This is a genomic window from Streptomyces sp. SS7, from assembly GCF_037993025.1.
Lineage (GTDB): Bacteria > Actinomycetota > Actinomycetes > Streptomycetales > Streptomycetaceae > Streptomyces.
Genome location: NZ_CP141223.1, coordinates 4,621,226 through 4,645,660, shown reverse-complemented (window position 1 = coordinate 4,645,660; position 24,435 = coordinate 4,621,226). Strand labels below are relative to the sequence as shown.

At 70.8% G+C, this 24,435-nt stretch carries 19 protein-coding genes and 1 pseudogene; 11 read left to right on the top strand and 9 right to left on the bottom strand.

Translation table 11 applies throughout. The features are described 5' to 3' along the window. Positions 1 to 325 precede the first annotated feature (325 nt). The 4 genes and pseudogenes from U5640_RS21390 to U5640_RS21375 form a co-directional block, all read left to right on the top strand. Positions 326 to 1,648, top strand: coding sequence for a replication initiator (locus U5640_RS21390; protein WP_340385241.1), 1,323 nt, complete (start codon positions 326 to 328; stop codon positions 1,646 to 1,648). After that, on the top strand, positions 1,645 to 1,827 hold the full coding sequence (locus tag U5640_RS21385) for a helix-turn-helix domain-containing protein (protein WP_340377377.1): 183 nt from the start codon (positions 1,645 to 1,647) through the stop codon (positions 1,825 to 1,827). The genes U5640_RS21390 and U5640_RS21385 overlap by 4 nt, the downstream gene beginning before the upstream one ends. A gap of 49 nt (positions 1,828 to 1,876) precedes the next feature. After that, positions 1,877 to 3,094 (top strand): tyrosine-type recombinase/integrase, encoded by a 1,218-nt coding sequence (locus tag U5640_RS21380; protein ID WP_340377376.1) that lies wholly within the window; start codon positions 1,877 to 1,879, stop codon positions 3,092 to 3,094. Between the two features lie 91 nt (positions 3,095 to 3,185). After that, positions 3,186 to 3,515: pseudogene (locus tag U5640_RS21375) on the top strand (phosphoribosyltransferase family protein); the annotation flags it as partial. A 46-nt stretch (positions 3,516 to 3,561) separates the two neighbouring features. On the opposite strand, the gene U5640_RS21370 reads toward U5640_RS21375, so the two are convergent. The 3 genes from U5640_RS21370 to U5640_RS21360 all read right to left on the bottom strand — a co-directional run bounded on the left by U5640_RS21370 (position 3,562) and on the right by U5640_RS21360 (position 7,636). Beyond that, complete coding sequence (locus tag U5640_RS21370) at positions 3,562 to 3,798, bottom strand: hypothetical protein (RefSeq protein WP_340377375.1); 237 nt, start codon at positions 3,796 to 3,798, stop codon at positions 3,562 to 3,564. 340 nt (positions 3,799 to 4,138) lie between these two features. Continuing rightward, complete coding sequence (locus U5640_RS21365; protein WP_340377374.1) at positions 4,139 to 5,155, bottom strand: Yip1 family protein; 1,017 nt, start codon at positions 5,153 to 5,155, stop codon at positions 4,139 to 4,141. A 198-nt stretch (positions 5,156 to 5,353) separates the two neighbouring features. Then, positions 5,354 to 7,636 carry a heterodisulfide reductase-related iron-sulfur binding cluster gene (locus tag U5640_RS21360; protein ID WP_340377373.1) on the bottom strand — a complete coding sequence of 761 codons (2,283 nt, stop codon included), beginning with the start codon at positions 7,634 to 7,636 and terminating at the stop codon, positions 5,354 to 5,356. Positions 7,637 to 7,823: 187 nt separating this feature from the next. Between U5640_RS21360 and U5640_RS21355 the strand changes: the two genes are divergently transcribed. From U5640_RS21355 to U5640_RS21335, 5 genes are all read left to right on the top strand, one after another. Further along, a complete protein-coding gene (locus U5640_RS21355; RefSeq protein WP_340377372.1) occupies positions 7,824 to 8,999 on the top strand; it encodes an MraY family glycosyltransferase in 1,176 nt (391 codons plus the stop codon). Between the two features lie 95 nt (positions 9,000 to 9,094). Continuing rightward, the gene (gene dnaK / locus U5640_RS21350; protein WP_067256705.1) at positions 9,095 to 10,930 is read left to right on the top strand and encodes a molecular chaperone DnaK; all 1,836 of its coding nucleotides are present in this window, start codon (positions 9,095 to 9,097) and stop codon (positions 10,928 to 10,930) included. Beyond that, positions 10,927 to 11,583, top strand: coding sequence for a nucleotide exchange factor GrpE (gene grpE, locus U5640_RS21345; RefSeq protein ID WP_340377371.1), 657 nt, complete (start codon positions 10,927 to 10,929; stop codon positions 11,581 to 11,583). Before dnaK ends, grpE begins: the two co-directional genes overlap by 4 nt. 42 nt (positions 11,584 to 11,625) lie before the next feature. Next, on the top strand, positions 11,626 to 12,798 hold the full coding sequence (gene dnaJ / locus U5640_RS21340) for a molecular chaperone DnaJ (protein ID WP_340377370.1): 1,173 nt from the start codon (positions 11,626 to 11,628) through the stop codon (positions 12,796 to 12,798). Between the two features lie 5 nt (positions 12,799 to 12,803). Then, complete coding sequence (locus tag U5640_RS21335; protein ID WP_340377369.1) at positions 12,804 to 13,250, top strand: helix-turn-helix domain-containing protein; 447 nt, start codon at positions 12,804 to 12,806, stop codon at positions 13,248 to 13,250. Between the two features lie 76 nt (positions 13,251 to 13,326). On the opposite strand, the gene U5640_RS21330 is transcribed toward U5640_RS21335, so the two are convergent. Next, positions 13,327 to 15,348, bottom strand: a complete 2,022-nt coding sequence (locus U5640_RS21330; RefSeq protein WP_340377368.1) for a PA14 domain-containing protein — start codon at positions 15,346 to 15,348, stop codon at positions 13,327 to 13,329. A 103-nt stretch (positions 15,349 to 15,451) separates the two neighbouring features. Continuing rightward, the gene (locus U5640_RS21325; protein ID WP_340377367.1) at positions 15,452 to 17,173 is read right to left on the bottom strand and encodes a PA14 domain-containing protein; all 1,722 of its coding nucleotides are present in this window, start codon (positions 17,171 to 17,173) and stop codon (positions 15,452 to 15,454) included. A gap of 311 nt (positions 17,174 to 17,484) precedes the next feature. Between U5640_RS21325 and U5640_RS21320 the strand changes: the two genes are divergently transcribed. Further along, entirely contained in the window at positions 17,485 to 18,594 is a 1,110-nt protein-coding gene (locus tag U5640_RS21320; RefSeq protein ID WP_340377366.1) for a substrate-binding domain-containing protein, read from the top strand. A 52-nt stretch (positions 18,595 to 18,646) separates the two neighbouring features. Here the strand turns inward: U5640_RS21320 and U5640_RS21315 are convergent, their stop codons facing one another. The 3 genes from U5640_RS21315 to U5640_RS21305 are packed head-to-tail and all read right to left on the bottom strand — an operon-like array spanning position 18,647 to position 21,968. Then, complete coding sequence (locus U5640_RS21315; RefSeq protein ID WP_067256693.1) at positions 18,647 to 19,489, bottom strand: transglutaminase family protein; 843 nt, start codon at positions 19,487 to 19,489, stop codon at positions 18,647 to 18,649. 2 nt (positions 19,490 to 19,491) lie between these two features. Then, complete coding sequence (locus U5640_RS21310) at positions 19,492 to 20,424, bottom strand: alpha-E domain-containing protein (RefSeq protein WP_067256691.1); 933 nt, start codon at positions 20,422 to 20,424, stop codon at positions 19,492 to 19,494. Next, entirely contained in the window at positions 20,421 to 21,968 is a 1,548-nt protein-coding gene (locus U5640_RS21305) for a circularly permuted type 2 ATP-grasp protein (RefSeq protein WP_340377365.1), read from the bottom strand. Before U5640_RS21305 ends, U5640_RS21310 begins: the two co-directional genes overlap by 4 nt. Before the next feature lie 352 nt (positions 21,969 to 22,320). Between U5640_RS21305 and U5640_RS21300 the strand changes: the two genes are divergently transcribed. Next, positions 22,321 to 23,511 (top strand): LuxR C-terminal-related transcriptional regulator, encoded by a 1,191-nt coding sequence (locus tag U5640_RS21300; protein WP_340377364.1) that lies wholly within the window; start codon positions 22,321 to 22,323, stop codon positions 23,509 to 23,511. Here U5640_RS21300 and U5640_RS21295 read toward each other — a convergent pair. Continuing rightward, positions 23,456 to 24,433 (bottom strand): helix-turn-helix transcriptional regulator, encoded by a 978-nt coding sequence (locus U5640_RS21295; protein ID WP_340377363.1) that lies wholly within the window; start codon positions 24,431 to 24,433, stop codon positions 23,456 to 23,458. The genes U5640_RS21300 and U5640_RS21295 overlap by 56 nt on opposite strands. Between the last annotated feature and the right edge of the window lie 2 nt (positions 24,434 to 24,435).

The window sequence follows — 24,435 nt, the reverse complement described above, 5'->3', positions numbered from 1 at the left end:
GACACCCCGACCATGCCCATGCCTCGCGTGAGGTGCCCCCACTGCAAGGGCGACGGAGCCCGCCGCACCTGGACCGGACGGATCCGGCGCTGCCGCGTCTGCCGGGGCACCGGCACCATCCGCTGAACCCCCGCCACACCCGACCCACCTGCAAGGGAGCGATCCCCATGACCGACGACGCGCCACCCACCCACATCCGTGCCGCTGCGGCGGCCCATCCCGGAAGGTCACCACCATCACCCCGCAGTACACCCCGGCTGACCGGCGCGCCGCCCTCGACCGCGCGGCGCGCCTTCGTCAGCTCCCCGAAACCGACCGCGACGCCATCCGTCTCGCCCAAGATCCCAAGTTCTCCCGCTGGCTGGAGCAGATCACCGCCACCGGCGGATGCGCTCACCCCATCCACCTCTCCGGCTCCACCACCACCCTGGACGGCACGACAGGCGAGATCCTCCGCCACTACGACACCCGCGACGAACCCGGCGAACGCCTCCTCGTCCGCTGCCGCAACCGCCGCGCCACCATCTGCCCGGCCTGCTCCCGCCTCCACGCCGGAGACACCTACCACCTGGTGCGCGCCGGACTCCTCGGCGGCAAGAACGTCCCCCCGGCCGTCCGCCACCGGCCTCGGCTGTTCGTCACCCTCACCGCCCCCTCCTTCGGCCCGGTCCACCGTGCCGGGGAACAGTGCCGACCCCGCCGAGACCGCCACACCTGCGAGCACGGACGCGCCCTCGGCTGCGGCACCGTCCACGCCCCGGATGCCCCGGTCATCGGTCAACCGCTCTGCCCCGACTGCTACGACTACACAGGACACGTCCTCTGGCACGCACACGCATCCAAGCTCTGGGACCGGTTCGTCATCGACGTGAGGCGGCGCCTCGCCTCCTCCGCCGGCCTCGTACAGTCCCGCTTCGCCGAACACGCCCGCCTCTCCTTCGCCCGCGTCGCCGAGTATCAGAAGCGGGCGGCCGTCCACGTCCATGCCGTCGTCCGCCTGGACGGACCGACCGGATCCGACGACGAACCCCCGCCCTGGGGCACCGTGCAAGTCCTCGTCGACGCCGTACGCAAGTCGGCCCGGCGCGTCCTGGTCCGCTCGTCCTACAGCCCGGCCGTGGGACAACTGCTCCTGCGCTGGGGTGATCAGATCGACGCCCGGCCACTGCACACCGACGGCGACGGCCCCGATGACGACGCCGTAGCCGCGTACGTCGCCAAGTACGTCACCAAGGGAGCAAGCGAAACCGGCGTCGGCCTCGATCACCCGCTCACCACCTGGGCCGATATCGAGTCGGCACCCGTCAGCACCCACGTCCGCACCCTCATGCGCGCCTGCTGGCGCCTGGGCGGCCTCCCCGAGTACGCACCCCTCCGCCTCCGCCCGTGGACCCACACCCTCGGCTACCGCGGCCACATCCTCACCAAATCCCGCGCCTACTCCACCACCTACGCAGCACTCCGCGCCGAACGCGCTCACCACATGGGCCACACGGACACCCCCGACGCCATCACCGAACACGACTGGCGCTACATCGGCTCCGGCCACACCCCCGGCGCGGCCCTCATCGCGGCCGGAGTCGCCGAAGACCTCGCCCTCAACCGAGAAGCCGTCCGGGACGAGTGCAAGGGGGCTGAGCGCGCATGAGAGGGGGCTCAAACCGGCTGCTGACGCCTGCTCAGACTGCCGAGTTCCTGGCCGTGTCCCTGCACACGCTCTACGGCAACTGGAGGGCGTGGGGGCTGACCGGCTACCGCGTCGGCAAGCATCTCCGCTTCAGAGAAAGGGACTTGGAATCTTGGTTAAGCAGACACGTCGTCAATTAGCACGTATAGAATATTGGTGCTGAGTAGGTCGAGCGAAGGGGGCCCAGCAATGGGTTCGATCATCAAGCGGTGTGACTGTCCCATCACGGCATGGGACCGATGCCCGCATCCCTGGGTGACGCGCTGGCGCGAGCCTGGTGGCCGTTCGGGGCGGCAGCGAGAGAAGTCGTTCGAGTCGGGCGCGACCGGCAAGAAGTTAGCTGCCAAGTGGGAGCGCAAGGTCGAACGGGACAAGGACACCGGGTCGTACATCGACCCTGAGCAGTCCAAGCGGACGTTCGCTGACGTCTGGGATGAGTGGCTGAACGCGGGCTCGGACGAGGACCAGTTGGCGGTGTCCTCGCGCGCGCAGTACGTGAGTATCTACAAGAACCACTACGCCGAGTTCTTCGGTCCGCGCCCCATCGCCTCCATCACCGCCAGTGACATCACCAAGTGGGAGACGCTCCAGAAAGAGAAGGGGTACAAGCCGTACGGCATCCACACCCGCAAGGTCGTCCTTGCCTCGCTGTTCAAGTACGCCTGGACGGCCGAGATCATCCCGCGCAATCCGTGCAAGAAAGCGGAAGCGCGCAAGCGCAAGGGGCCGGCCTACCGCCCGATTGATCCGGCCGAAGTGCCGACGACCGGTGAGGTTGAGGCGATCTTTGAGGAGATCAAGCCGTATTACCGCTCCGTGGTCTGGAGCATGGCGGGGTGCGGGCTCCGTGTCGGTGAGGCCCTGGCGCTGTGCGAGCAGAAATGGGAGCAGGGCACTGGCTTCGTGAAGGTCAACGCCCAGCTTTCCACCTTCGGCGCGAACGAGGGCGCGGGTCGTGGAACGGCGATTCGGGAGGAAGTGAAGTGGTCCCGGACGGGTCGCAAGGTCCCGGTCCCGGAGATCGCTGACGAGGCGTGGCGTGCCCACATCGCCACCTATGGCACCTGGGGTGACGAAGGGTGGTTCTACGAGTCCGAGACCTACGCGAACCGCTTCCCGTCCCGGACGACGTTCGCCGCACGGTGGAACAAGGCGATCGAGGATGCGGGCCTGGGGCACAGGGGTCTCACCCCCAAGTCCCTCCGGCACTACTTCGCCTCAGTGGCGATCGCGGCAGGCGTCCCGCTTCCGGAGCTGGCCGTGTGGATGGGGCACGCCAGCAGCAAGACCACTGAGACGGTGTACATCCACCTACTGCCCGGTGCTGAGGAGCGGATCAAGGGCGCTGTGGCGCGGGCCGTCGCCCGTGATCTCTCCGAGTCGCTCAGCCGGATCCGCTCGGCGTAGGGGGTGTTGACTCAGCAAGGTGTGCTGAGTAGGTGCTGAGTTGAGGCGCAATTGCTAGGCAAGCTGCCTGGTGGTTGCGCCTCTGAACTTTAACGTCGAGTTCTACACCGGTGTGGGACAGACGCTCGACATGCCCGTCATGCTGGCGCCGGTCCCCAACGCGATCGACTTCACCGACAAGAAGGTGCTGATCGCCGACGACGTCGCCGACACCGGCAAGACGCTGAAGCTCGTCCACGACTTCTGCCTCGACCATGTCGCCGAGGTCCGCTCCGCCGTCATCTACGAGAAGTCGCAGTCCCTGGTGAAGTGCGAGTACGTCTGGAAGCGCACCGACGACTGGATCAACTTCCCGTGGAGCGTCCTGCCTGCGGTACGCAAGTCCGGGGAGCCGGTCACGCCGTCCACCGAGGCGCTCTGACCTGCCCGAGTCGGACGACTCAAACGACTCGGACGACTCGGACCGCCTACCGGGAGTAGGCCATCCGGTCCGCCGACACCGGCCACCGGCCGGGCAGGCGGTCCGCCCGCCACGCGGCGAGCACCGCGGCCCGCGTCTCCTCGACAGACTCGGCCAATTCGGCCAATTCGACTGACTCGACCAACTCGACTGACTCGACCGACTCGAGTGAATCCGTCGCATCGAACGACTCGACGTCGACAGCGACGCCGTACTCCTGCTCTGCTTCCTTCTCCTCCGTCACGTCCCGCTCCCTCCTTCTCGACCCGTCACGATCATTCGGGTGCCCTGTCTCGTCCGGGCGTGAACACGATCCGCGCCGTCGGCCGCCGACGCCCCCCACCGCGTCGGGTCCTGCGGAACGACTCCCGCCCATCAGGACCAGCGGACCGAGGCCCCCAACCGTCACCTCACCCCGCCCCGCCCGCCCCGCCCCAGCCGGCAGGCCGCCGCCCACCCCCCGCCGCCCGCAGCACCTGAAACCCACCCCCGCCCCCCGCCGGTGCATCTGACGCACATGACAATGGCCGGCCCTCACGTCCCGTACGGGCGTGAAAGGACCGGCCACAGGGGCGCGCGGAGCGCTAGAACGTGCCCAGCTTCACGATCGACAGCAGTGCGATCAGCTGGATCGCCGACGCGCCCAGCGCCTTCGGCCACGGCAGGTCGTGCGACTTGCTCACCATCATGGTCAGCAGCGCGCCCGCCGCGACCCAGGTCACCCACCCCAGGAGCTGCACGAACGTCGCGTCGCCGCCCGCGAACATCGCGACCAGCAGCCGCGGCGCGTCGGTCAGCGACATGATCAGCATCGACAGTCCCACCGTCGGCTGCCACGCGCCGTTCCCGCCGAGCTGGCGGGCCAGGGTGTGGGTGACGGCGCCCAGGACGAAGGAGCTGATCACCAGCGCGACGGCCGTCGTCAGGACGATCGGGATCGCGTTGGAGATGGTGGCCTTTATGGCGTCGTCACGGGTGTCGTCGAACCCGAAGACCGCGAGCAGGCCGTAGAGGAAGGTCACGACGAGGGCGGGGCCCCACATCGTGTAGTCGCGCATCCGCAGGAAGGTCTGGTTGGGGGACACGACGATCCCGCGCAGCAGGTCCTTCCAGTGCAGCCGGGGTCCGACCGGTCCGGCGGGCGCGGCCGCACCCGCCTGGTACGTGCCGCCCTGGCTGTACTGCTGGTGGTCGTCGACCGAGAACGCCTGGGTGTGTCCCGGGTTGTTCGCCGCGTACGGGTCGTGCGGGGCGCCGCCGCCGAAGTACTCCGGCTCGTCGCTCCCGCCGCCGTTGCCCTGCGACGGCCACTGACCGCTGCCGCCACCGCCGTACGGCGGCTGCTGCCCGCCGCGGAACTGCGGCGGGTACGGCTGCTGCGCCGGCGGCGCGTAGCCGTGCGACGGTCCCGCGGGGGCCTGTTGGCCCTGCGGCGTCTGCTGCCCGTACGGAGGGTGTTGCGGTCGCGCTTGGGGGGCACGGTTGTCCCGGCCGCCACGTCCGATCCTGAATCCAGCCACGTCGTCGAACGTACCCGGTCCGACCGACAGACGTGCCGGAGGCGGCCTCCGGGACCCCCCTTTGCGGCCGAGCTGTGACATCCCCTAAGGGATGTCATGGTGCTGTGTCAGTGGTACGTCAGGGACGGCCGGTCAACCCCGTGAGGAGTACGGGAGTTGGTGCGGGAGTCCGGCCCGGGAACGGGCGGGAGCCCGGCCCGGGAACGCCGAACGCCCCCGTGCCGCCGGCAGGGCGGCACGGGGGCGTTCGGTCCGGTGTCCGGTCCGGTGTCCGGTCGGCTACTTCACCGGCTCGGGCTCCGGCTCGCTCTCCGGCTGCGCCGAGTCCTCCGGGTCCACGGGCGTCTTGACCGACTCCAGGAGGAGCTGGGCGACGTCCACGACCTGGATCGACTCCTTGGCCTTGCCGTCGTTCTTCTTGCCGTTCACGGAGTCCGTGAGCATGACGAGGCAGAACGGGCAGGCCGTCGAGACGATGTCCGGGTTCAGGGACAGGGCCTCGTCGACGCGCTCGTTGTTGATGCGCTTGCCGATCCGCTCCTCCATCCACATGCGCGCACCACCGGCGCCGCAGCAGAAGCCGCGCTCCTTGTGGCGGTGCATCTCCTGCTGGCGCAGGCCGGGGACGGCGGTCATGATCTCGCGCGGGGGCGTGTAGATCTTGTTGTGGCGGCCCAGGTAGCAGGGGTCGTGGTACGTGATGATGCCCTCGACCGCGGTCACCGGGATCAGCTTGCCCTCGTCGACGAGGTGCTGGAGCAGCTGGGTGTGGTGGATGACCTCGTAGTCGCCGCCGAGCTGCGGGTACTCGTTGCCGAGGGTGTTGAGGCAGTGCGGGCAGGTGGCGACGATCTTCTTGGCCGACTTCGGCTTGGCGGACTCGGGGACGACCTTGCCGTCGTCGTCCGTCTCCTCGCCGAACGCCATGTTCAGCGCCATGACGTTCTCCATGCCGAGCTCCTGGAAGAGGGGCTCGTTGCCCAGGCGGCGGGCGGAGTCACCGGTGCACTTCTCGTCGCCGCCCATGATCGCGAACTTGACGCCCGCGATGTGCAGCAGTTCGGCGAAGGCCTTGGTGGTCTTCTTGGCGCGGTCCTCCAGGGCGCCGGCGCAGCCGACCCAGTAGAGGTACTCGACCTCGGAGAGGTCCTCGATGTCCTGGCCGACGACCGGCACCTCGAAGTCGACTTCCTTCGTCCACTCCAGGCGCTGCTTCTTGGCCAGGCCCCAGGGGTTGCCCTTCTTCTCCAGGTTCTTGAGCATCGTGCCCGCCTCGGACGGGAACGAGGACTCGATCATGACCTGGTAGCGGCGCATGTCGACGATGTGGTCGACGTGCTCGATGTCCACCGGGCACTGCTCGACACAGGCGCCGCAGGTGGTGCAGGACCACAGGACGTCGGGGTTGATGACGCCGTTCTCCTCGGCGGTGCCGATCAGCGGCCGCTCGGCCTCCGCCAGGGCGGCGGCGGGCACACCGGCCAGCTGCTCCTCGGAGGCCTTCTCCTCGCCCTCCATGGTCTTGCCGCCGCCCGCGAGCAGGTAGGGCGCCTTGGCGTGGGCGTGGTCCCGCAGGGACATGATCAGCAGCTTGGGGGAGAGGGGCTTGCCGGTGTTCCAGGCGGGGCACTGCGACTGGCAGCGGCCGCACTCGGTGCAGGTGGAGAAGTCGAGCAGGCCCTTCCAGGAGAACTGCTCGACCTGGGAGACGCCGAAGACGTCGTCGTCACCGGGGTCGGTGAAGTCGATCGGCTTGCCGCCGGAGGTCATCGGCTGCAGGCCGCCGAGGGCCGTGCCGCCGGTCGCCTCGCGCTTGAACCAGATGTTCGGGAACGCGAGGAAGCGGTGCCAGGCGACGCCCATGTTGGTGTTGAGCGAGACCACGATCATCCAGACGAACGAGGTGCCGATCTTCACCGTCGCGGTGAGGTAGACCAGGTTCTGGAGGGTGGTGACGCCGAGGCCCTTGAAGGCCAGGACCAGGGGGTACGAGGCGAAGTACGCGGCCTCGTAGTGCTCCACGTGGTGGATCGCGCCCTCGAGGCCGCGCAGGGTGTAGATGGCGAGGCCGATGGTGAGGATGACGTACTCGACGAAGTACGCCTGGCCGGCCTTGGAGCCCGCGAAGCGGGACTTGCGGCCGGGGCGCGAGGGCAGGCTCAGCAGCCGGATCACGATCAGGACGGCGATGCCGAGGACCGTCATGACGCCGATGAACTCGATGTAGAGCTCGAAGGGCAGGAAGCCGCCGATGACCGGCAGTGTCCAGTCGGCCTGGAAGAGCTGGCCGAAGGCCTGCGCCAGCGTCGGCGGCAGCGTCAGGAAGCCGATCGCCACGAACCAGTGGGCGAAGCCCACGATGCCCCAGCGGTTCATCCGCGTGTGGCCGAGGAACTCCTTCACGAGCGTCACGCTGCGCGCGTAGGGGTTGTCGGTCCGGGAACCGGCCGGAACCGGCTGGCCCAGTTTGAAGTACCGGACGAACTGACCGATGGCGCGTGCGAGCAGCGCGACGCCGACCACGGTCAGGACCAGCGACACGATGATCGCGGCGAGTTGCATGAGGGGGCTCCTCGGGCCTGCGAGGGTCAAAATTACTAAGCGGTAACTTATGCAGTCCGTCTGAGACTACCCCCATACTGCGCTGCACTGTAGCGGGCGGTGGGGTGATCTGGATCGCTGAGGGTCACCTCAGAGTCCGACCGTGTTATTCGTATCAAATTGCCGCATTTGTTACTAACTTATATCCGTGCTCTACGGGATCGCCGCCGCCACCACCGCCCTGCTGCTCTCCGCCGTCCTCGCCGGACTGCTGCGCGTGCCCGCCCTGCGTCTCGGGCTGGTCGAGCGGCGGCAGCGGCAGCGGCGCGTACCGCTGTCCGGGGGCCTCGCCGTCGTCCTCACCACCTGCCTCGTCGCGTTCGCCGGCGACCGCTGGGGGTACGCCCCGCTGGGCGACGGCGTCGGGGCGCTGCTGCCCGCCGCGGCCGCCCTGGCCGGGCTGGGGCTGATCGCGGACGTATGGCGGCTCAAGGCCCGCTTCCTCGTGCTCGGTACGGCGGTGGCGGCCGCCTTCGTCGTGCCCTACGGCGACACCGGCCCCTGGGCCGGGGCGCTCGCGGTCGTCTGGATCACCTTCGTGGCGCTCGCCTTCCGGTCCCTCGACCACGCCGACGGGGTGGCCGGCACGGTCGGGGTCGTCACCGCGTTCGGCGCCGCCGCGTGCGCCGCGCTGGAGGTGCTGGACGGGGCGGCCGTCCTGCTGAGCGTCCTCGCCGCCGCGCTCACCGGCTTCCTGATGCACAACTGGCCCCCCGCGCGCGCGGCCCTCGGTGCCTGCGGCTCGCTGTTCGCCGGGTTCCTGCTGGCGGCCGGCGCGGTCACCGTCTGTGCGGGCGGCGGCGCGGGCGAGGGCGCGGGGGTGCTGTTCGCCCTCACGGCGGTCGCCGCGGTCGACGCCGTCCTGGTGGCCGTGGCCCGGCGGCTGGCCGGGCGGCCCCTGCTGCGCGGCGGCCCCGACCATCTCGCGCACCGGCTGCGCCGGCTCGGGCTGACCCCGCAGGGGGCGGTCGTGGTGCTCGGCGCGGCGGCCTTCGCGGGGGTGCTCGTGGGAACGCTCGTGCACACCGGCTGGGCGGGGCCGCGGGCGGTGTGGTGGGTGGCGGGCGGCGCCCTGGCCGTCGTCCTCGGGCTGCTGCGGGTCCCGGTGTACGGCCCGCCCCGGGCGCGGGGGAGCGCCTACGACGCCTCGCGCCCGCGCGGCGCGCGGCGCACGGCGCCACCCCGGATGCCGCATATGTCACGGATGTACGGCCCCCGGCGTCAATCCGAGTCCCTTCCCGTACGCCCCGGATCGGGTGATCGCCGGGGCGGCCGAGAGGAGTCCGCGCAGGTCGGCGGCTTCTTGCGTGTAAGGAACGGATAAGAGTTGAGTGGGCATGACTCAGGTCTGTTGACCGAGCGGGGAGGGTCGTGCACACTTGAGTCCGTTCCACTCAAGTCAGCTGGAGGAAGATCACCATGGCACGTGCGGTCGGCATCGACCTGGGCACGACTAACTCCGTCGTCAGCGTTCTTGAAGGCGGCGAGCCCACCGTCATCACCAACGCCGAGGGTGCCCGGACCACGCCGTCCGTCGTCGCCTTCGCCAAGAACGGCGAGGTCCTCGTCGGCGAGGTCGCCAAGCGTCAGGCGGTCACGAACGTGGACCGCACCATCCGCTCGGTCAAGCGCCACATGGGCACCGACTGGAAGATCGAGCTGGACGGCAAGCCGTTCAACCCGCAGCAGATCTCCGCGTTCATCCTGCAGAAGCTCAAGCGCGACGCCGAGGCCTACCTGGGCGAGAAGGTGACCGACGCGGTCATCACCGTCCCGGCGTACTTCAACGACTCCGAGCGCCAGGCCACCAAGGAGGCCGGTGAGATCGCGGGCCTCAACGTCCTGCGCATCGTCAACGAGCCCACCGCGGCCGCGCTCGCCTACGGCCTCGACAAGGACGAGCAGATCATCCTCGTCTTCGACCTCGGCGGCGGCACCTTCGACGTGTCCCTCCTGGAGATCGGCGACGGCGTCGTCGAGGTGAAGGCCACCAACGGTGACAACCACCTCGGTGGTGACGACTGGGACCAGCGCGTCGTCGACTACCTGGTCAAGCAGTTCGCCGCCGGCCACGGGGTGGACCTCGGCAAGGACAAGATGGCGCTCCAGCGTCTGCGCGAGGCCGCCGAGAAGGCGAAGATCGAGCTGTCCTCCTCCACCGAGACCTCGATCAACCTGCCGTACATCACGGCGTCCGCCGAGGGCCCGCTGCACCTGGACGAGAAGCTCACCCGCGCCCAGTTCCAGCAGCTCACCGCGGACCTGCTCGAGCGCTGCAAGACCCCCTTCCACAACGTCATCAAGGACGCCGGCATCTCGCTCGCCGAGATCGACCACGTCGTCCTCGTCGGCGGCTCGACCCGCATGCCCGCCGTCGCCGAGCTCGTCAAGGAGCTGACCGGCGGCAAGGACGCCAACAAGGGCGTGAACCCGGACGAGGTCGTCGCCATCGGCGCGTCCCTGCAGGCCGGTGTCCTCAAGGGCGAGGTCAAGGACGTCCTGCTGCTCGACGTCACCCCGCTGTCCCTCGGCATCGAGACCAAGGGCGGCATCATGACCAAGCTCATCGAGCGCAACACCACGATCCCGACCAAGCGGTCCGAGATCTTCACCACGGCCGAGGACAACCAGCCGTCCGTGCAGATCCAGGTCTACCAGGGCGAGCGCGAGATCGCGGCGTACAACAAGAAGCTCGGCATGTTCGAGCTGACCGGTCTGCCCCCGGCGCCGCGCGGCGTCCCGCAGATCGAGGTCTCCTTCGACATCGACGCCAACGGCATCATGCACGTGACCGCCAAGGACCTGGGCACGGGCAAGGAGCAGAAGATGACCGTCACCGGCGGCTCCTCGCTGCCGAAGGACGAGGTCGACCGCATGCGCCAGGAGGCCGAGCAGTACGCGGACGAGGACCACCGCCGTCGCGAGGCCGCCGAGGCCCGCAACCAGGGTGAGCAGCTCGTCTACCAGACCGAGAAGTTCCTCAAGGACAACGAGGACAAGGTCCCCGGCGAGATCAAGACCGAGGTCGAGGGCGCCGTCGCCGAGCTGAAGGAGAAGCTCAAGGGCGAGGACACCGCCGAGATCCGCACCGCCACCGAGAAGGTCGCGGCCGTCTCGCAGAAGCTCGGCCAGGCCATGTACGCCGACGCCCAGGGCGCCCAGGCCACCGCCGGCGGTGCCGGTGAGGCCAAGGCCGACGACGACGTCGTGGACGCCGAGATCGTGGACGACGAGCGCAAGGACGGTGCCGCGTGACGGAGGAGACCCCGGGCTTCGAGGAGAAGCCCGACGTCCCCTCCGGCGCCACCTCCGACGACGCCGAGCCGAAGGCCGCCTCCGAGGAGGGGGCGGCCCCGGCCGGGGACGCGAACCAGACTGCCGGGCTGGTGGCCCAGCTGGACCAGGTGCGCACCGCGCTCGGCGAGCGCACCGCGGACCTCCAGCGGCTCCAGGCCGAGTACCAGAACTACCGCCGCCGGGTCGAGCGCGACCGGATCGCGGTCAAGGAGATCGCCGTCGCGAACCTCCTGACCGAGCTCCTGCCCGTGCTCGACGACATCGGCCGCGCGCGGGAACACGGCGAGTTCGTCGGCGGCTTCAAGTCCGTCGGCGAGTCGCTGGAGACCGTCGCGGCGAAGATGGGCCTGCAGCAGTTCGGCAAGGAGGGCGAGCCCTTCGACCCGACGATCCACGAGGCCCTGATGCACTCGTACGCGCCGGATGTCACCGAGACGACGTGCGTGGCGATTCTGCAGCCCGGGTATCGGATCGGCGAGCGCACCATCCGCCCCGCGCGGGTGGCCGTCGCCGAGCCCCAGCCCGGCGCCCAGGCGGCCAAGGCCGAGTCCTCGGACCCGGCCCCGGCCGAGGCGGCGGACGAGAAGGACAACGGCCCTGAGGAGGGCTGACGTAGACAGCGAGCGGATCACCGGAGAGGGGGCGCGTCGAGGATGAGCACCAAGGACTTCATCGAGAAGGACTTCTACAAGGTCCTCGGCGTCCCCAAGGACGCCACCGAGGCCGAGATCAAGAAGGCGTACCGGAAGCTCGCCCGCGAGTTCCACCCGGACGCCAACAAGGGCAACGCCAAGGCGGAGGAGCGCTTCAAGGAGATCTCCGAGGCGAACGACGTCCTCGGCGACCCCAAGAAGCGCAAGGAGTACGACGAGGCGCGCGCCCTGTTCGGCAACGGCGGCTTCCGCCCCGGGCCGGGCGCCGGCGGCAACTTCAACTTCGACCTGGGCGACCTCTTCGGAGGCGGCGCCCAGGGCGGGGGCTCCGGCGGCTTCGGCGGCGGCATCGGGGACGTCTTCGGCGGCCTGTTCAACCGGGGCGGCGGCGGGACCACCCGTACGCAGCCCCGGCGCGGGCAGGACATCGACACCGAGGTCACCCTGACCTTCACGGAGGCCATCGAGGGCGCGACGGTCCCGCTGCGCATGTCCTCGCAGTCCCCGTGCAGGGCCTGCTCCGGCACCGGCGACAAGAACGGCACACCGCGCGTGTGCCCGACCTGCGTCGGCACCGGCCAGGTGGCGCGGGGCTCGGGCGGAGGGTTCTCCCTCACCGACCCCTGCCCGGACTGCAAGGGGCGCGGTCTGATCGCCGAGCACCCCTGCCTGGACTGCAAGGGCAGCGGGCGCGCCAAGTCGTCCAGGACCATGCAGGTCCGCATCCCGGCCGGGGTCACGGACAACCAGCGCATCCGGCTGCGCGGCAAGGGCGCGCCGGGCGAGCGGGGCGGTCCGGCCGGCGACCTCTACGTCGTCGTCCACGTCGGCACCCACCCGGTGTTCGGCCGCAAGGACGACAACCTGACGGTGACGGTGCCGGTGACGTTCGTCGAGGCGGCCCTGGGCGGGGAGATCAAGGTCCCCACCCTCGGCGGCCCGTCCCTGACCCTGAAGCTGCCGCCCGGCACCCCCAACGGCCGCACCATGCGGGCGCGGGGCAAGGGCGCGGTCCGCAAGGACGGCACCCGCGGGGATCTGCTGGTCACCGTCGAGGTGAGTGTGCCCAAGGACCTGCCGGGGAAGGCTCGTGAGGCGCTGGAGGCGTATCGCGAGGCGACCGCGGAAGAGGATCCGCGGGCGGAGCTGTTCGAGGCCGCGAAGGGAGCTTGACAGAGATGGACGGCCGTCGGCGTAACCCGTATGAACTGACCCAGGAGACCCCGGTCTACGTCATCTCGGTGGCGGCCCAGCTCTCCGGCCTGCACCCGCAGACCCTGCGTCAGTACGACCGGCTGGGGCTGGTCTCCCCCGACCGCACCGCCGGCCGGGGCCGCCGCTACTCGGCCCGTGACATCGAACTGCTGCGCACCGTCCAGCAGTTGTCGCAGGACGAGGGCATCAACCTGGCCGGCATCAAGCGGATCATCGAGCTGGAGAACCAGGTCGCCGCTCTCCAGTCCCGGGTCGCGGAACTCCAGGACGCCCTGGAGGGCGCGGCGACGGCGATGCAGCAGCGCGAGGCAGCGGTCCACGCCTCCTACCGCCGGGACCTGGTCCCGTACCAGGAGGTCCAGCAGACCAGCGCGCTGGTGGTGTGGCACCCGAAGAAGCCCAAGGACTGACCTGGGTTCAGCATGCGGAAGGGGCCCGGAGGTTCGACCTCCGGGCCCCTTCGCCGTGTCGCGGGTCAGGCCCGGGTCACGGGGTGGTGCCGATCCGGAAGACGTGGGCGCCGGCCGGCTCCGACTCGGTGCCGTCCCGGTGGACGGCGGTGACCTTGTAGAAGACGGTGGTGGCGGTGGGCGCGGTGGCGTCCTCGTAGGTGGCGTCGAGCGCGAGGGGCGCGTCCGTGAGCCGCTCGTAGGCGCCGGCCGAGCCGTCCCAGCGGTAGACGTGGTAGCCGGTCGCAGCCCCCAGCGGGTCGAGGGACTCCGAGTGGACCACCCTCAGATGGGGGCCCTGGGCGACGTCTTCGGCCACCACGGTCAGGCTGCCCGAGGCCGAGGTGGACGGGTAGGTCTCCGTCGGCATCAGGTCCAGCTCCGTGACCTCCACCCCGCCGGCGGAGCCGGTGTCCAGGGCGTTGCCGTCCTTGTCGACGGCCACGACCACGTACCGGACGTGCTCGCCGTCGGGCAGGCTCACGTCCCGGTTCGCGGAATGGACGTCGCCGAACGCGAGGCTGTCGGTGATGTTCGTGTAGGTCCAGCTGCCGTCGGGGCCGTCGGTGCGGACGCCCCGGTGGATCTCGTAGTGGTCGAGGTCCTCGGCGGTGCTGTCGTCCCAGTCCAGCAGGACGCCGTTGGCCTGCGGTGTCGCGGTCAGGCCGGTCACCGCGGCGGGGGGTGTGTAGTCGCCGACGTGGTCGACGGTGACGGACGCGGAGGCGGGGGCCCGGTTGCCGCCCCGGTCGATGGCGAAGACGTAGTAGGTGTGCGTCGAGGAGCGCTCGACGTCGGTGTCCACATAGGAGTCGAAGGCCCGGGCGATCGGGCGGCCGTCGCGGACGACGACGAACTCGGAGACGCCCGCGTCGGCGGGGGCCCAGGACCAGGTCAGGGTGACGCCGCGTACGCCGTCGACGGCCTTCAGGTCGTCGGGGACGTAGGTCGGGGCGACCTCGTCGTACGTCTCGAACTCCGAGACGCCGGAGGGGACCGACTCGTTGCCGTGGGTGTCGACGGCGGTCACGACGTAGTAGTGGAAGTCGCCGGTCTGCGGCGGGTGGTCGGTCCACCACGAGGAGGTGAGCAGGGTGCTGCCGCTGACCAGGTTCTCGGGGGTCCTCGGGACCGCCGGGGTGGTGGCGCGGTACACCCGGTAGCCGGCGAGGTCGGGCTCGGTGTTGGCGTCCCAGTCCAGCTTCGCCTCGGTGACCGGGCCCATGGACCAGTTCTCCGCGTGCGCCGGGGCGGCCGGGGCGGTGGTGTCGACCGTGGTGACCGGCTGGTCGGCGCTGCCTGCCGACTCGTTGCCCGCCTTGTCGTGGGCGCGGACCTCGTACAGGTAGGCCGTGCCGTCCTTGGGGAGGGTCTCGGTGAAGGCGAGGGCCGTGGTCGTGGTGCGCCGGGACCAGGCCGTGCCGCCCTTGGGCTTGCGGTACACGCGGTAGCCCGCGAGGTCCAGCTCCTTGCCGCCGGCCCAGCTGAGCTTCGCCTTGCCGGTGGTCCTGTCGTACGCCACCGACGTCCCCGTCGGCGCGAGAGGCCTGACCTTGTCGACGCCTGCCGAGGTGCGGGGCGTGTAGGCGAACGTGACGTCGGCTCGGCCCGTCCAGTTCACGTAGTCGACGCGGAGGGTGTGCCTGCCCGGGGTGAGGGTGAGGTTCAGGGTCTTGGAGACCTTGGCGGAGACGTCCTTCCACAGGTCGATCCGCCGCGAGCCGTCGACGTAGACCCGGATGCCGTCGAGCCCGGAGGCGGAGAGGGTGAAGGGCCCGCCGGAGCCGAAGTCCCGGGTGACCGTCCAGCGCACGCCGAACCTGTCCTTCGGCAGTCCGGTGGCGGGGGCCCCGGTGCCCCAGTTCTCGCTGACAGCGGAGTCGCAGTCCGTCTTCTTCGGCGTACCGGAGAAGGTGGTGTTCGCGAAGAACTGCCGCTTGAGGACGGGTGAGGTGCAGCTGACGGCCGCGGCTGCGGGTCCGGCGGCGAGCAGGCCACCGGTGGTGGCGAGCACGAGAGCGGTCGCGGCCGCGGCGGTGGTGCGTCCTGGGGGGTTCATGGGCTCCTCGACGTGATCGTCCGGCCGTGCGCAGGCCTGGCGATGATCTCTGCTGGGGGATCGGGGGAGGGGCAGGGGCGGGTCAGGGTGTCTCAGGGGCGTCTCAGGGGGCGGTGACCGTGTAGTCGCCCGCCGGCGCGGTTTCCGTGCCGTCGGCGGCGACCGCCGTCACCCAGTAGAAGGACGTGGTCCCGCGGGCCGCCTCCGTGTCGACGAACTCGGCGGCCCCGCTCGGGAGATCGGCGATCCGCTCGTACGCGGACGTGCGCGGGTCCCAGCGGCGGACGCGGTAGCCGCCGGCCTGTTCCGGCGCCGCGTCGGTGAGCCCGTGCCAGGTCAGCCGGTTGCCCCCGCCGTCCTCGGCGGCCTCCACGGTGAGCGTCAGCGGAGACCCCTCGGGCGTGGCCACGGACGGCGTCAGGTCGAGCTCGGTGGCGATCACGATCTGTGCCTCGCCGGTCATGGCGAACGACGAGTTCGTGGCGTGGTCGAGGGCGTCGACGACGAAGCAGGACTCCTCGCCGTCGGGGACGGCGGTGTAGGCGTACGAGGTGGTGCCGGCGGGCACGGAGAAGCCCGGGTAGAGGGCGCACGCCCGCTCGTCCTCGTCGCCCCAGAGCTCACCCCGGCGGACCACGTAACTGTCCAGGTCCGGGGTCGGGTTGGCGTCCCAGCGCACCGCGAAGCCGTACGTGGTGGGAGTGACCGTCACCCCGGTGACGGGCGACGGCGGGGTGACGTCCCGGAGCGTGCCGATCACCGCGGTGGACTGCGCGGACTCGTTGCCCGCCGCGTCCAGCGCGCTCACCTTGTAGTGGTGGCCGGTGCCGAGGACGGCGGTGGTGTCCAGGTACGACGTTCCGCCGACGGCGCCGATCAGGGTGTAGGGGCCGCTGCGGGCCGCCGCCCGGTACACGCGGTACGACGTGGCCCCCGCGACCTCGCCCCAGGCGACCCGCAGCCCCTCCGGCTCGCTCGCGGTGGGGCGCGGGACGGGCACGGCGGGGGCCGTCAGGTCGGCCGTGGAGACGGTCCCGGGGGCCGTGCCCGCCGACTCGTTGCCCGCCGACTCGTTGCCCGCCGTGTCGTAGGCGCGGAGCTGGTAGGCGTAGGCCGCGCCGGTCGCCGGGAGCGTGGTGTCGGTGTAGGTGGTGGAGGTGGAGGTGGTCGAGGCCAGCCGGGTCCAGGTGGAGCCGTCGGCGGGGCGCCGGTAGACGCGGTGGCCCGCGAGGTCCATCTCCTTGTTCCGCGTCCAGTTCAGCTTGGCGCGGCCGGTCGTGCCGTCGTAGGCGACCGTGAGGCCCGCCGGGGTGAGCGGGGCCACCTTGTCGACCGCTGCCGAGGTGCGGGGCGTGTAGGCGAACGTGACGTTCGCGCCGCCGGTCCAGTTCACGTAGTCGACGCGGAGGGTGTGCCTGCCCCGGGGGACCGTGAGGTTCACGTTCTTCGTCACCGTCGTGGAGACGTTCTTCCAGACGTCGACCTTGCGGACGCCGTCGAGGAAGACGCGGACGCCGTCCTGGGCCGACACCGAGAAGGTGAAGGGGCCGCCGGAGCCGAAGTCGCGGGTCACCGTCCAGCGCACGCCGAAGTTGTTCGCCGGGAGGCCGGACGCGGGGGCCTTCGCCCCCCAGTTCTCGCTGACCGCCGTATCGCAGTCGGTCTTCTTCGGGGTGCCCGAAAAAGTGGTGTTCGCGAAGAATTGACGCTTGTACACCGGGGAGGTGCAACTCGTCGCGGCCGAGGCGGGCGTGGCGGCGAGGGCGGTGAGGAGACCGCCGGTCGTGGTGAGCACCACGGCCGTCGCGAGTCTGGCTGGCTTCATTCGGTCCTCTGGTCGGGAAGGGCAGACGGCTACGGGAAACCGTCTGTCGTGATCACGACTCGTGAGAACTGGCCTTGGTTGTACGGCTCTTTGCCGGTGTATGAAGTCCGCTTGGGGAGAGAGCGCAAAACATGCTCCGTACCCTCTTCGCTCCGTCTCCATGCGTCTTCACACGCTAAGCGGAGGGTGATGTTGTTACTTCGTTAAGCGGTTCAGCTTGACTCCGGCGGCTGCCGCCGCGTTGGCTTTTGGGACAACTGGGTCAACGTGTAGTACCCAGGTACCGGAACGCACCTGAAGTGAGCCCCTCCATGCGTCGTATCGCCATAGCTGTGGTCGCCTCCACGATGTCCCTCTCGCTCGCGGGATGCGGGATGCTGGGGGCCTCGGAGGACAGCAGCTCAGCGGCACCGACCCGGACGAACGACATCACCGTCGGCGTGCTGATGCCGGAGACGACGAACACCCGGTACACGGAGTTCGACTACCCGATCATCAAGCAGAAGATCGCGGCTCTCACCAGCAACAAGGGCAAGACCGTGTACGCCAACGCGGCATCCAGCGTCAAGAAGCAGAACGCCCAGATGCAGAAGATGATCGACGACAAGGTCGACTGCATCCTGCTCGACGCCGTCGACTCCCACAAGATCGCGCCCATGGTGAAGAAGGCCAAGGAGGCGAACATTCCGGTCATCGCCTACGACCGGCTCGCCGAGGGCCCCATCGACGCGTACGTCTCCTTCGACAACGAACTCGTCGGCGAGGTGCAGGGCCGCGCCATCACCGAGGCGCTCGGCTCGGCCGACACCTCGGACCAGATCGTCATGATCAACGGCTCGCCCACCGACCCGAACGCCGCCCAGTTCAAGAACGGGGCGATGAGCGAGCTCAACGGCCGCGTGACCATCGCCGCGACCTACGACACCGCGGGCTGGAAGCCGGAGATCGCCCAGGCCAGCATGACCAAGGCGATAGAGAAGATCGGCAAGGACAACATCTCGGCCGTCTACTCCGCCAACGACGCCATGGCCGGCGGCATCATCAAGGCCCTGGAGGCCGCGGGCGTCAGCGGCAGCAACCTGCCCCCCATCACCGGCCAGGACGCCGAGCTGCCGGCCGTGCAGCGGATCGTCAGCGGCGAGCAGTACATGACGGTCTACAAGCCGTACGCCGGTGAGGCGGAGGCCGCGGCCGAGGCGGCCGTCGCCAAGGTCCAGGGGCGTGAGCTCCAGTTCGAGGCGCTCACCCGCGACAAGGTCGACAGCCCCACCGACAAGGCCATCCCGGCCAAGCTGGTCACCGTGGTCGCGCTCACCAAGAGCAACATCAAGTCGACCGTCATCGCGGACGGCATCTACAAGGTCTCCGACATCTGCACCCCGAAGTACAAGGCCGCCTGCGCCGCCATCAACCTGAGGTAGCCGCAGACGCGCTCCGGCGGGCGCCCCCTCGCGAGGGAGCCCGCCGTGACCGTCACGCCACCCGCGTGAACTCCACCGTCACCTCCGGCGGGCCCCCGGCCACCCCGCGGTAGACCCCCTTGTGCGGGGTGACGTCGTCGTAGTCGCGCCCCCGGCCGACCACCACGTGGGACTCGTCGGCGCGGGTCCGGTTGGTCGGGTCGTAGCCGTACCAGTCGCCCGCCCAGTACTCGATCCAGGCGTGGCTCTGCCCGGCCACCGGACGGTGCAGCTCCGCCTCCCGCTCGGGGTGGAGATAGCCGGAGACGTACCGGGTGGGCAGTCCGAGGCCGCGCAGCAGCGCGATCGACACGTGCGCGATGTCCTGGCAGACGCCGCCTCTCTGCTCCCACGCCTCCGCGGCCGAGGTGTTCACCCCCGTGGTGCCGGGGAGGTACGCGACCCGGTCGGCGACCAGGCCGGAGACGGTCACCGCCGTGGCATGGGGGTCCAGACCGGCCGCGGCCCTGCGCGCCTTCCTCACCAGCTTCGGCGGGACCGTCGTACGGACCGTCGGGGCGGCGAACTCCAGCAGCCGGGAGCCGGCGACCCGGGCCGCGATCTCCGGCCAGCCGGGGGCCGGGGGCAGCTCGTCCGGCGGGGCGGTCTCGACCAGGCTGGAGGCCGTGATCGTGAGATCGGCGTGCGGGTCCATCAGCTCGAACGCGGTGACCTGAGTGCCCCAGTAGTCCCAGTACGACCAGGTGGACGCCGCCGGACGGATGGTCACCCGGGAGTCCAGCGTGGTCTGTCCGGGCAGGGTCAGGGGGGTCATCCGGACCTCGTTGTGCGAGGAGACCGCCGCCTGCGCGTAGGAGACGCGGGTCGTGTGCTCGATGCGGAGCCTGCGGGCCATGCTCACACTCCTTCCTGGGCCCACACGACGGGCCCCTGGTACGGGAAGAACCGCTCGGCGACCGCCTCCGCCGAGGCCATGCAGGCGGTCTGGAGATCCCGCAGGAGCAGCGGCAACTGCTCCTCCAGGCCCTCGGTGTCGAGATACTCCAGACGGGTGCGCAGCCCGCCGATGGGGCGGCGGGCCGGGTCCTGGCGGGGCCGGCCGAGGGCGGCCAGGCACTCCTCCGCCGTGGTCAGCGCGTGCAGGGCCGAGCGTGGGAAGTCCCGGTCGAGGAGCAGGAACTCGGCCACGCGCGCGGAGTCCCCGAAGCCGCCGCGGACCCGTGCGAACGCCTCGTCCGCGCCGGACGCGCTCAGCAGCGTCGGCCAGTCCGGGGCGTGCGCGGCGTCCAGGACGCGCACCGACAGCAGTCGTACGGTCATGTCCACCCGCTCCAGGCTCCGGCCCAGGACGACGAACCGCCAGGAGTCGTCCCGGCTCATCGTGGAGTCGGCCAGGCCGAAGAAGAGCGCGGCGCGGCTGCGGACCAGTTCCAGATAGCCGTACGGGCCCGTGCGGCGGGAGGCGCGGCGCTGGTCGGCGAGGGCGTGCCAGGTGGCGTTCAGGCACTCCCACATGGCCGAGGAGACGGCCTCGCGGGCGCTGCGCGCGTTGAGCCGGGCGGCGCCCAGAGCACCCTCGATCGAGCCGGTCGAGCGGGCGTCGAACGCCAGCTGGTCGAGGACCTGCTGCATGTCGACCGGCGCGCGGCCCGCGTCCATGCCGAGGATCGCGTACAGCGACCGGCAGGCCAGGTCCTCGTCGCGCCAGGGATCCTCCAGCATGCGGTGGAGGTAGGCGTCGAGGATCCGCGCGGTGGCGTCCGCCCGTTCGACGTAGCGGCCGGTCCAGGTCAGCGCCTCGGCGATGCGGGAGAGGATCACGTCGTTCACTGCTGCTGCGCCCCTTCCGGTACGAGGGTGGGGGTTCCGTCGGGGCCGAGCTGGCGGGGGACGACGGGCGGGAGCGCGCCCTCCCCGGCGCCGTGGGCGGGACCTTCGAGGGGGCCCTCGGCGAGCACCCAGGTGTCCTTGGAGCCGCCGCCCTGGCTGGAGTTGACGATCAGGTTGCCCTCCTGGAGGGCGACCCGGGTCAGCCCGCCGGGCAGGACCCAGACCTCGTCGCCGTCGTTGACGGCGAACGGGCGCAGGTCGATGTGGCGGGGGGCCATGCGTTCGCCCGCGAGGGTGGGGGAGGTGGACAGGGCGACGGGCCGCTGGGCGATGAAGCCGCGCGGGTCGGCGGCGACCGCTCTGCGTGTCCTCTCCAGGGTCTTCGCGTCGGCCTTCGGGCCGATGACGATGCCCTGCCCGCCCGCGCCGTCGACCGGCTTGACGACGAGCCGGTCGATCTGGTCGAGGACGGCTTCCAGCTGGCCCGGTTCGTCCGGCCGGTACGACTCGACGTTGGGCAGGACGGGTTCCTCGCCGAGGTAGTACCGGATCAGGTCCGGGACGTAGGTGTAGAGCAGCTTGTCGTCGGCGACGCCGTTGCCGACCGCGTTGGCGAGCGTGACGTGCCCGGCCGTGGCCGCGCTCAGGATGCCGGGGCAGCCGATCACCGAGTCGGGGCGGAAGTGGAGCGGGTCGAGGAAGTCGTCGTCGAGCCGCCGGTAGACCACGTGGACGGGCACCTCGCCGCGCGTGGTGCGCATCCACACCCGGTTGTTGCGGCAGACGAGGTCGTGCCCCTCCACCAGCTGCACACCCATCAGCCGGGCCAGCAGCGCGTGTTCGAAGTACGCGGCGTTGCTGGGGCCCGGGGTGAGGACCACGACCCGGGGGTCGGCGACTCGGTCGGGCGCGGCGGCCCGCAGCGCGGCCAGCAGCCGGGCCGGGTAGCCGTCGACGGGCACGACGTGCTGCCCGTCGAAGAGCGAGGGGAACACCCGGGTCATCGCACGCCGGTTCTCGATGACGTACGACACCCCGCTGGGTACCCGCACGTTGTCCTCCAGCACCCGGAATTCCCCGGCCTCGTCGCGCACCAGGTCGATGCCCGCGACATGGATGCGGACCCCGTTCGGTGGCTCCACACCGTGCGCCGCGCGGTGGAAGTGCGGGGAGGTCAGCAGCAGGCGCCAGGGGACGACACCGTCCTCGAAGGCCCGGCAGGGCCCGTAGGCGTCGGCGAGATAGGCCTCCAGGGCCCTGACCCGCTGGGCGACCCCGCGTTGTATGAAATCCCACTCGAGTGCGTCGAGGATCCTCGGCACGAGGTCCAGCGGCCAGGGCCGCTCCTCGCCCGCGAAGGCGTAGGTCACTCCCCTGTCGGTGAACGACCGGGCCATCTGCTCCGCGCGGAAGCGCAGTTCCCCCGGTTCGATGGGCTGGAGCGCCGCCAGTACCGGCTCGTAGGCGGTCCTGACCTCACCCGGCCGTTCGAACATCTCGTCCCACGCGTCGGCCAACGCGTATGCGTCAAATATGTCCGCCATGGCCCGACGTTAAGTGCGGGACGTAACAGGGCGATCACCCCGTGGTTTCCGGGAACGCACGCCTCCGCAAGGGATTTCCCCGGGTCCGGCCGGGCTCCCCCGTCGTCCGGCCGGACCGACCCGGGTGGTGTGCACCCGGGGGGAAGTGGAACCAACGATGCCCGCCTCTTCGGGCCCGCGCCACCATCAGCTTGTTGCAGTGCGAGGGGCGGAGGCCGGGAGAAACCCGGCCATATAAGGGGTTTTCCGCTGCCGTGGCCGGGGGAGCCGTGTTGCGGAGAGGGTCCGCGCCGCGCATAGTGGCGTCCCGGAAGGCGCGTCGGAGAGGTGTCAGGCGGGGGTGGGATGGGCGATGGCCGGGCACGGGACGGAGGAGCATCCTCACGGTGCTGACCGACTGTGCGAGGCCGGGGATCGCGTGTATTCCCGGGCCGTACGGCGCGGACGCGTGCCGCGCCACGACGCCGAGCAGGTCCCCTGTCTGCTGGAGCTGGCCCTGCTGCACCCCGATCCCGACGACATGGAGTGGCTGGTGCCGACCTCCCCGCAGGAGGTCATGACCCGGCTGCTGCGCGGGCTGCACGACGAGGTGAGCGCCAGTGAGCGGCGCATGGGTTCGGCCGTCGCCGCCTTCGAGTGGTACGCCGGTCTCGGCGGCCCCCCGCCGGGCGCGCGGGCCCACGAGGGCGCCGCGATCCGGGTCCTGGACGGCCCCTCGCGCATCCAGGCGGCGCTGGACCAGGCGACCGAGGCGTGCACGACCGAGGTGCTGACGGTGCAGCCGGGCGGCATCCGGCGCGAGCACGAACTGTCGGAGGGCCTGCACCGGGCGCTGGAACTGCGCGGCCGGGGCGTGCGGATGCGCGATCTGTACAACCACGTGGCCCGGCACGGCCAGGGCCTGCTCAACTACCTGGAGCTGATGGGCGACGCGGTGGAGGCCCGCACCCTGGACGAGGTCGTCGACCGGCTCATCCTCTTCGACCGCAAGGTGGCCTTCATCCCGGCGAACGCCGACCGCACGATGGCGCTGGAGCTGCGCCACCCGGCCCTGGTGGCCTATCTGGTGACGGTCTTCGAGCGGTTGTGGCGGCTGGCGATCCCGCTGGGCGCGCAGCTCCCGGAGACCCGTGTCGCGGGCGTCTCGCACCGCGAGCAGTCCATCGCGGCGCTGCTGGCGGAGGGGCACCAGGACGCGGTGATCGCCGAGCGCCTCGGGATCAGCGTCCGTACCTGCCGCGCGCACATCGCCCGGCTCTCGGAGACCCTGGGCGCGGCGAGCCGGACCCAGTTGGGGGTGCGGATCGCGCAGGTCGGACTGGACGGGCCGGTGGAGCCGGGCGGCCCCGTCGCTCCGGTGGCGGGCGCGGTGCGCGGTGCGGTGGCGGGCGCGGTGCCGGGGCGGGGCTCCGGGCCGGGGCAGGTCTGCGGGCCGGGGCCGGGCTCCGGGCCGGCCCAGGTCCCGGCGCCGGGGCCCGGCGCCGGGGTCACCGAGGTGCTTCCGGATGCGCTTCCTGGTCGAGGATCCCCGACCGGCCGATGAGGTAGCCGAGCTGGGCGCGGCTCTCGCTGCCGAGGCCGGCGGCGAGCTTGGCGATGTGGACACGGGCCGTACGGATGTTCATACCGAGGCGGGCCGCTATCACGGAGTCGGTGTGGCCCTCGACGAGGAGGGCGGCGATGGCCCGCTGCCGGGGGGTCACCCCGTTGAGCGAGGGGCGCTGCACCGCCTGGGGGTACATCGGGGTGGCCAGCCGCCACAGCCGGTCGAACGCGGTGGCCAGGAAGGAGATCAGGGCGGGCTGCCGGATCTCCAGGGCGAGGGTGCCGTCCTCGTTGGCGGGGAGGAAGGCCACCGTGCGGTCGACGACGAGCAGGCGGTCGGTGACCTCGTCGAGGCCGCGCGCCTCGGCGTCGCCGCTGAGCAGCTCGTGGTGGCCGATGATGACGTGGATGTGCCGGGTGGTGTGCTGGTAGAGGGTGCGGATGCGGCAGCCTCGGTCGAGCACCGCCTGGTCGCGGCGGCGGGCGATCTCCATGGCGGCGGCGGCCCGTTCGGTGTCGAGGCCGGTCCGCGGCTGGATGCAGAGCAGTTCCTCGCGCATCTCGTCCATGGCCTCGGTGATGGCCTCGTTGATCTGCTCGTTGCCGCTGAGGATGCGCAGGGAGGCGGACTGCGCGGGGGCGGTGTGGCTGCCGGTGAGCCGCATGAGGGGTTCGAAGGCCGTGACCAGCCGCTCCTCGTGGCGCCGTTCCTCGGCGATGCGGGCCGCGGAGGCGTGCAGCCGGCGGTGCAGGGCGACGGCGGGGGCGACGGGCTCCAGCCGGCGCAGGTCGTCGACGGCCGGGTGCAGCAGGCCGAGGTCGAGCAGACAGGGGGCCGTCTCGGCGTCGCCGGCGGTCAGATGGCCCTCGCGCAGGGCGCGTTCGTAGAGACGGCTGCCCTGGGCACAGAGTTCTGCCACGC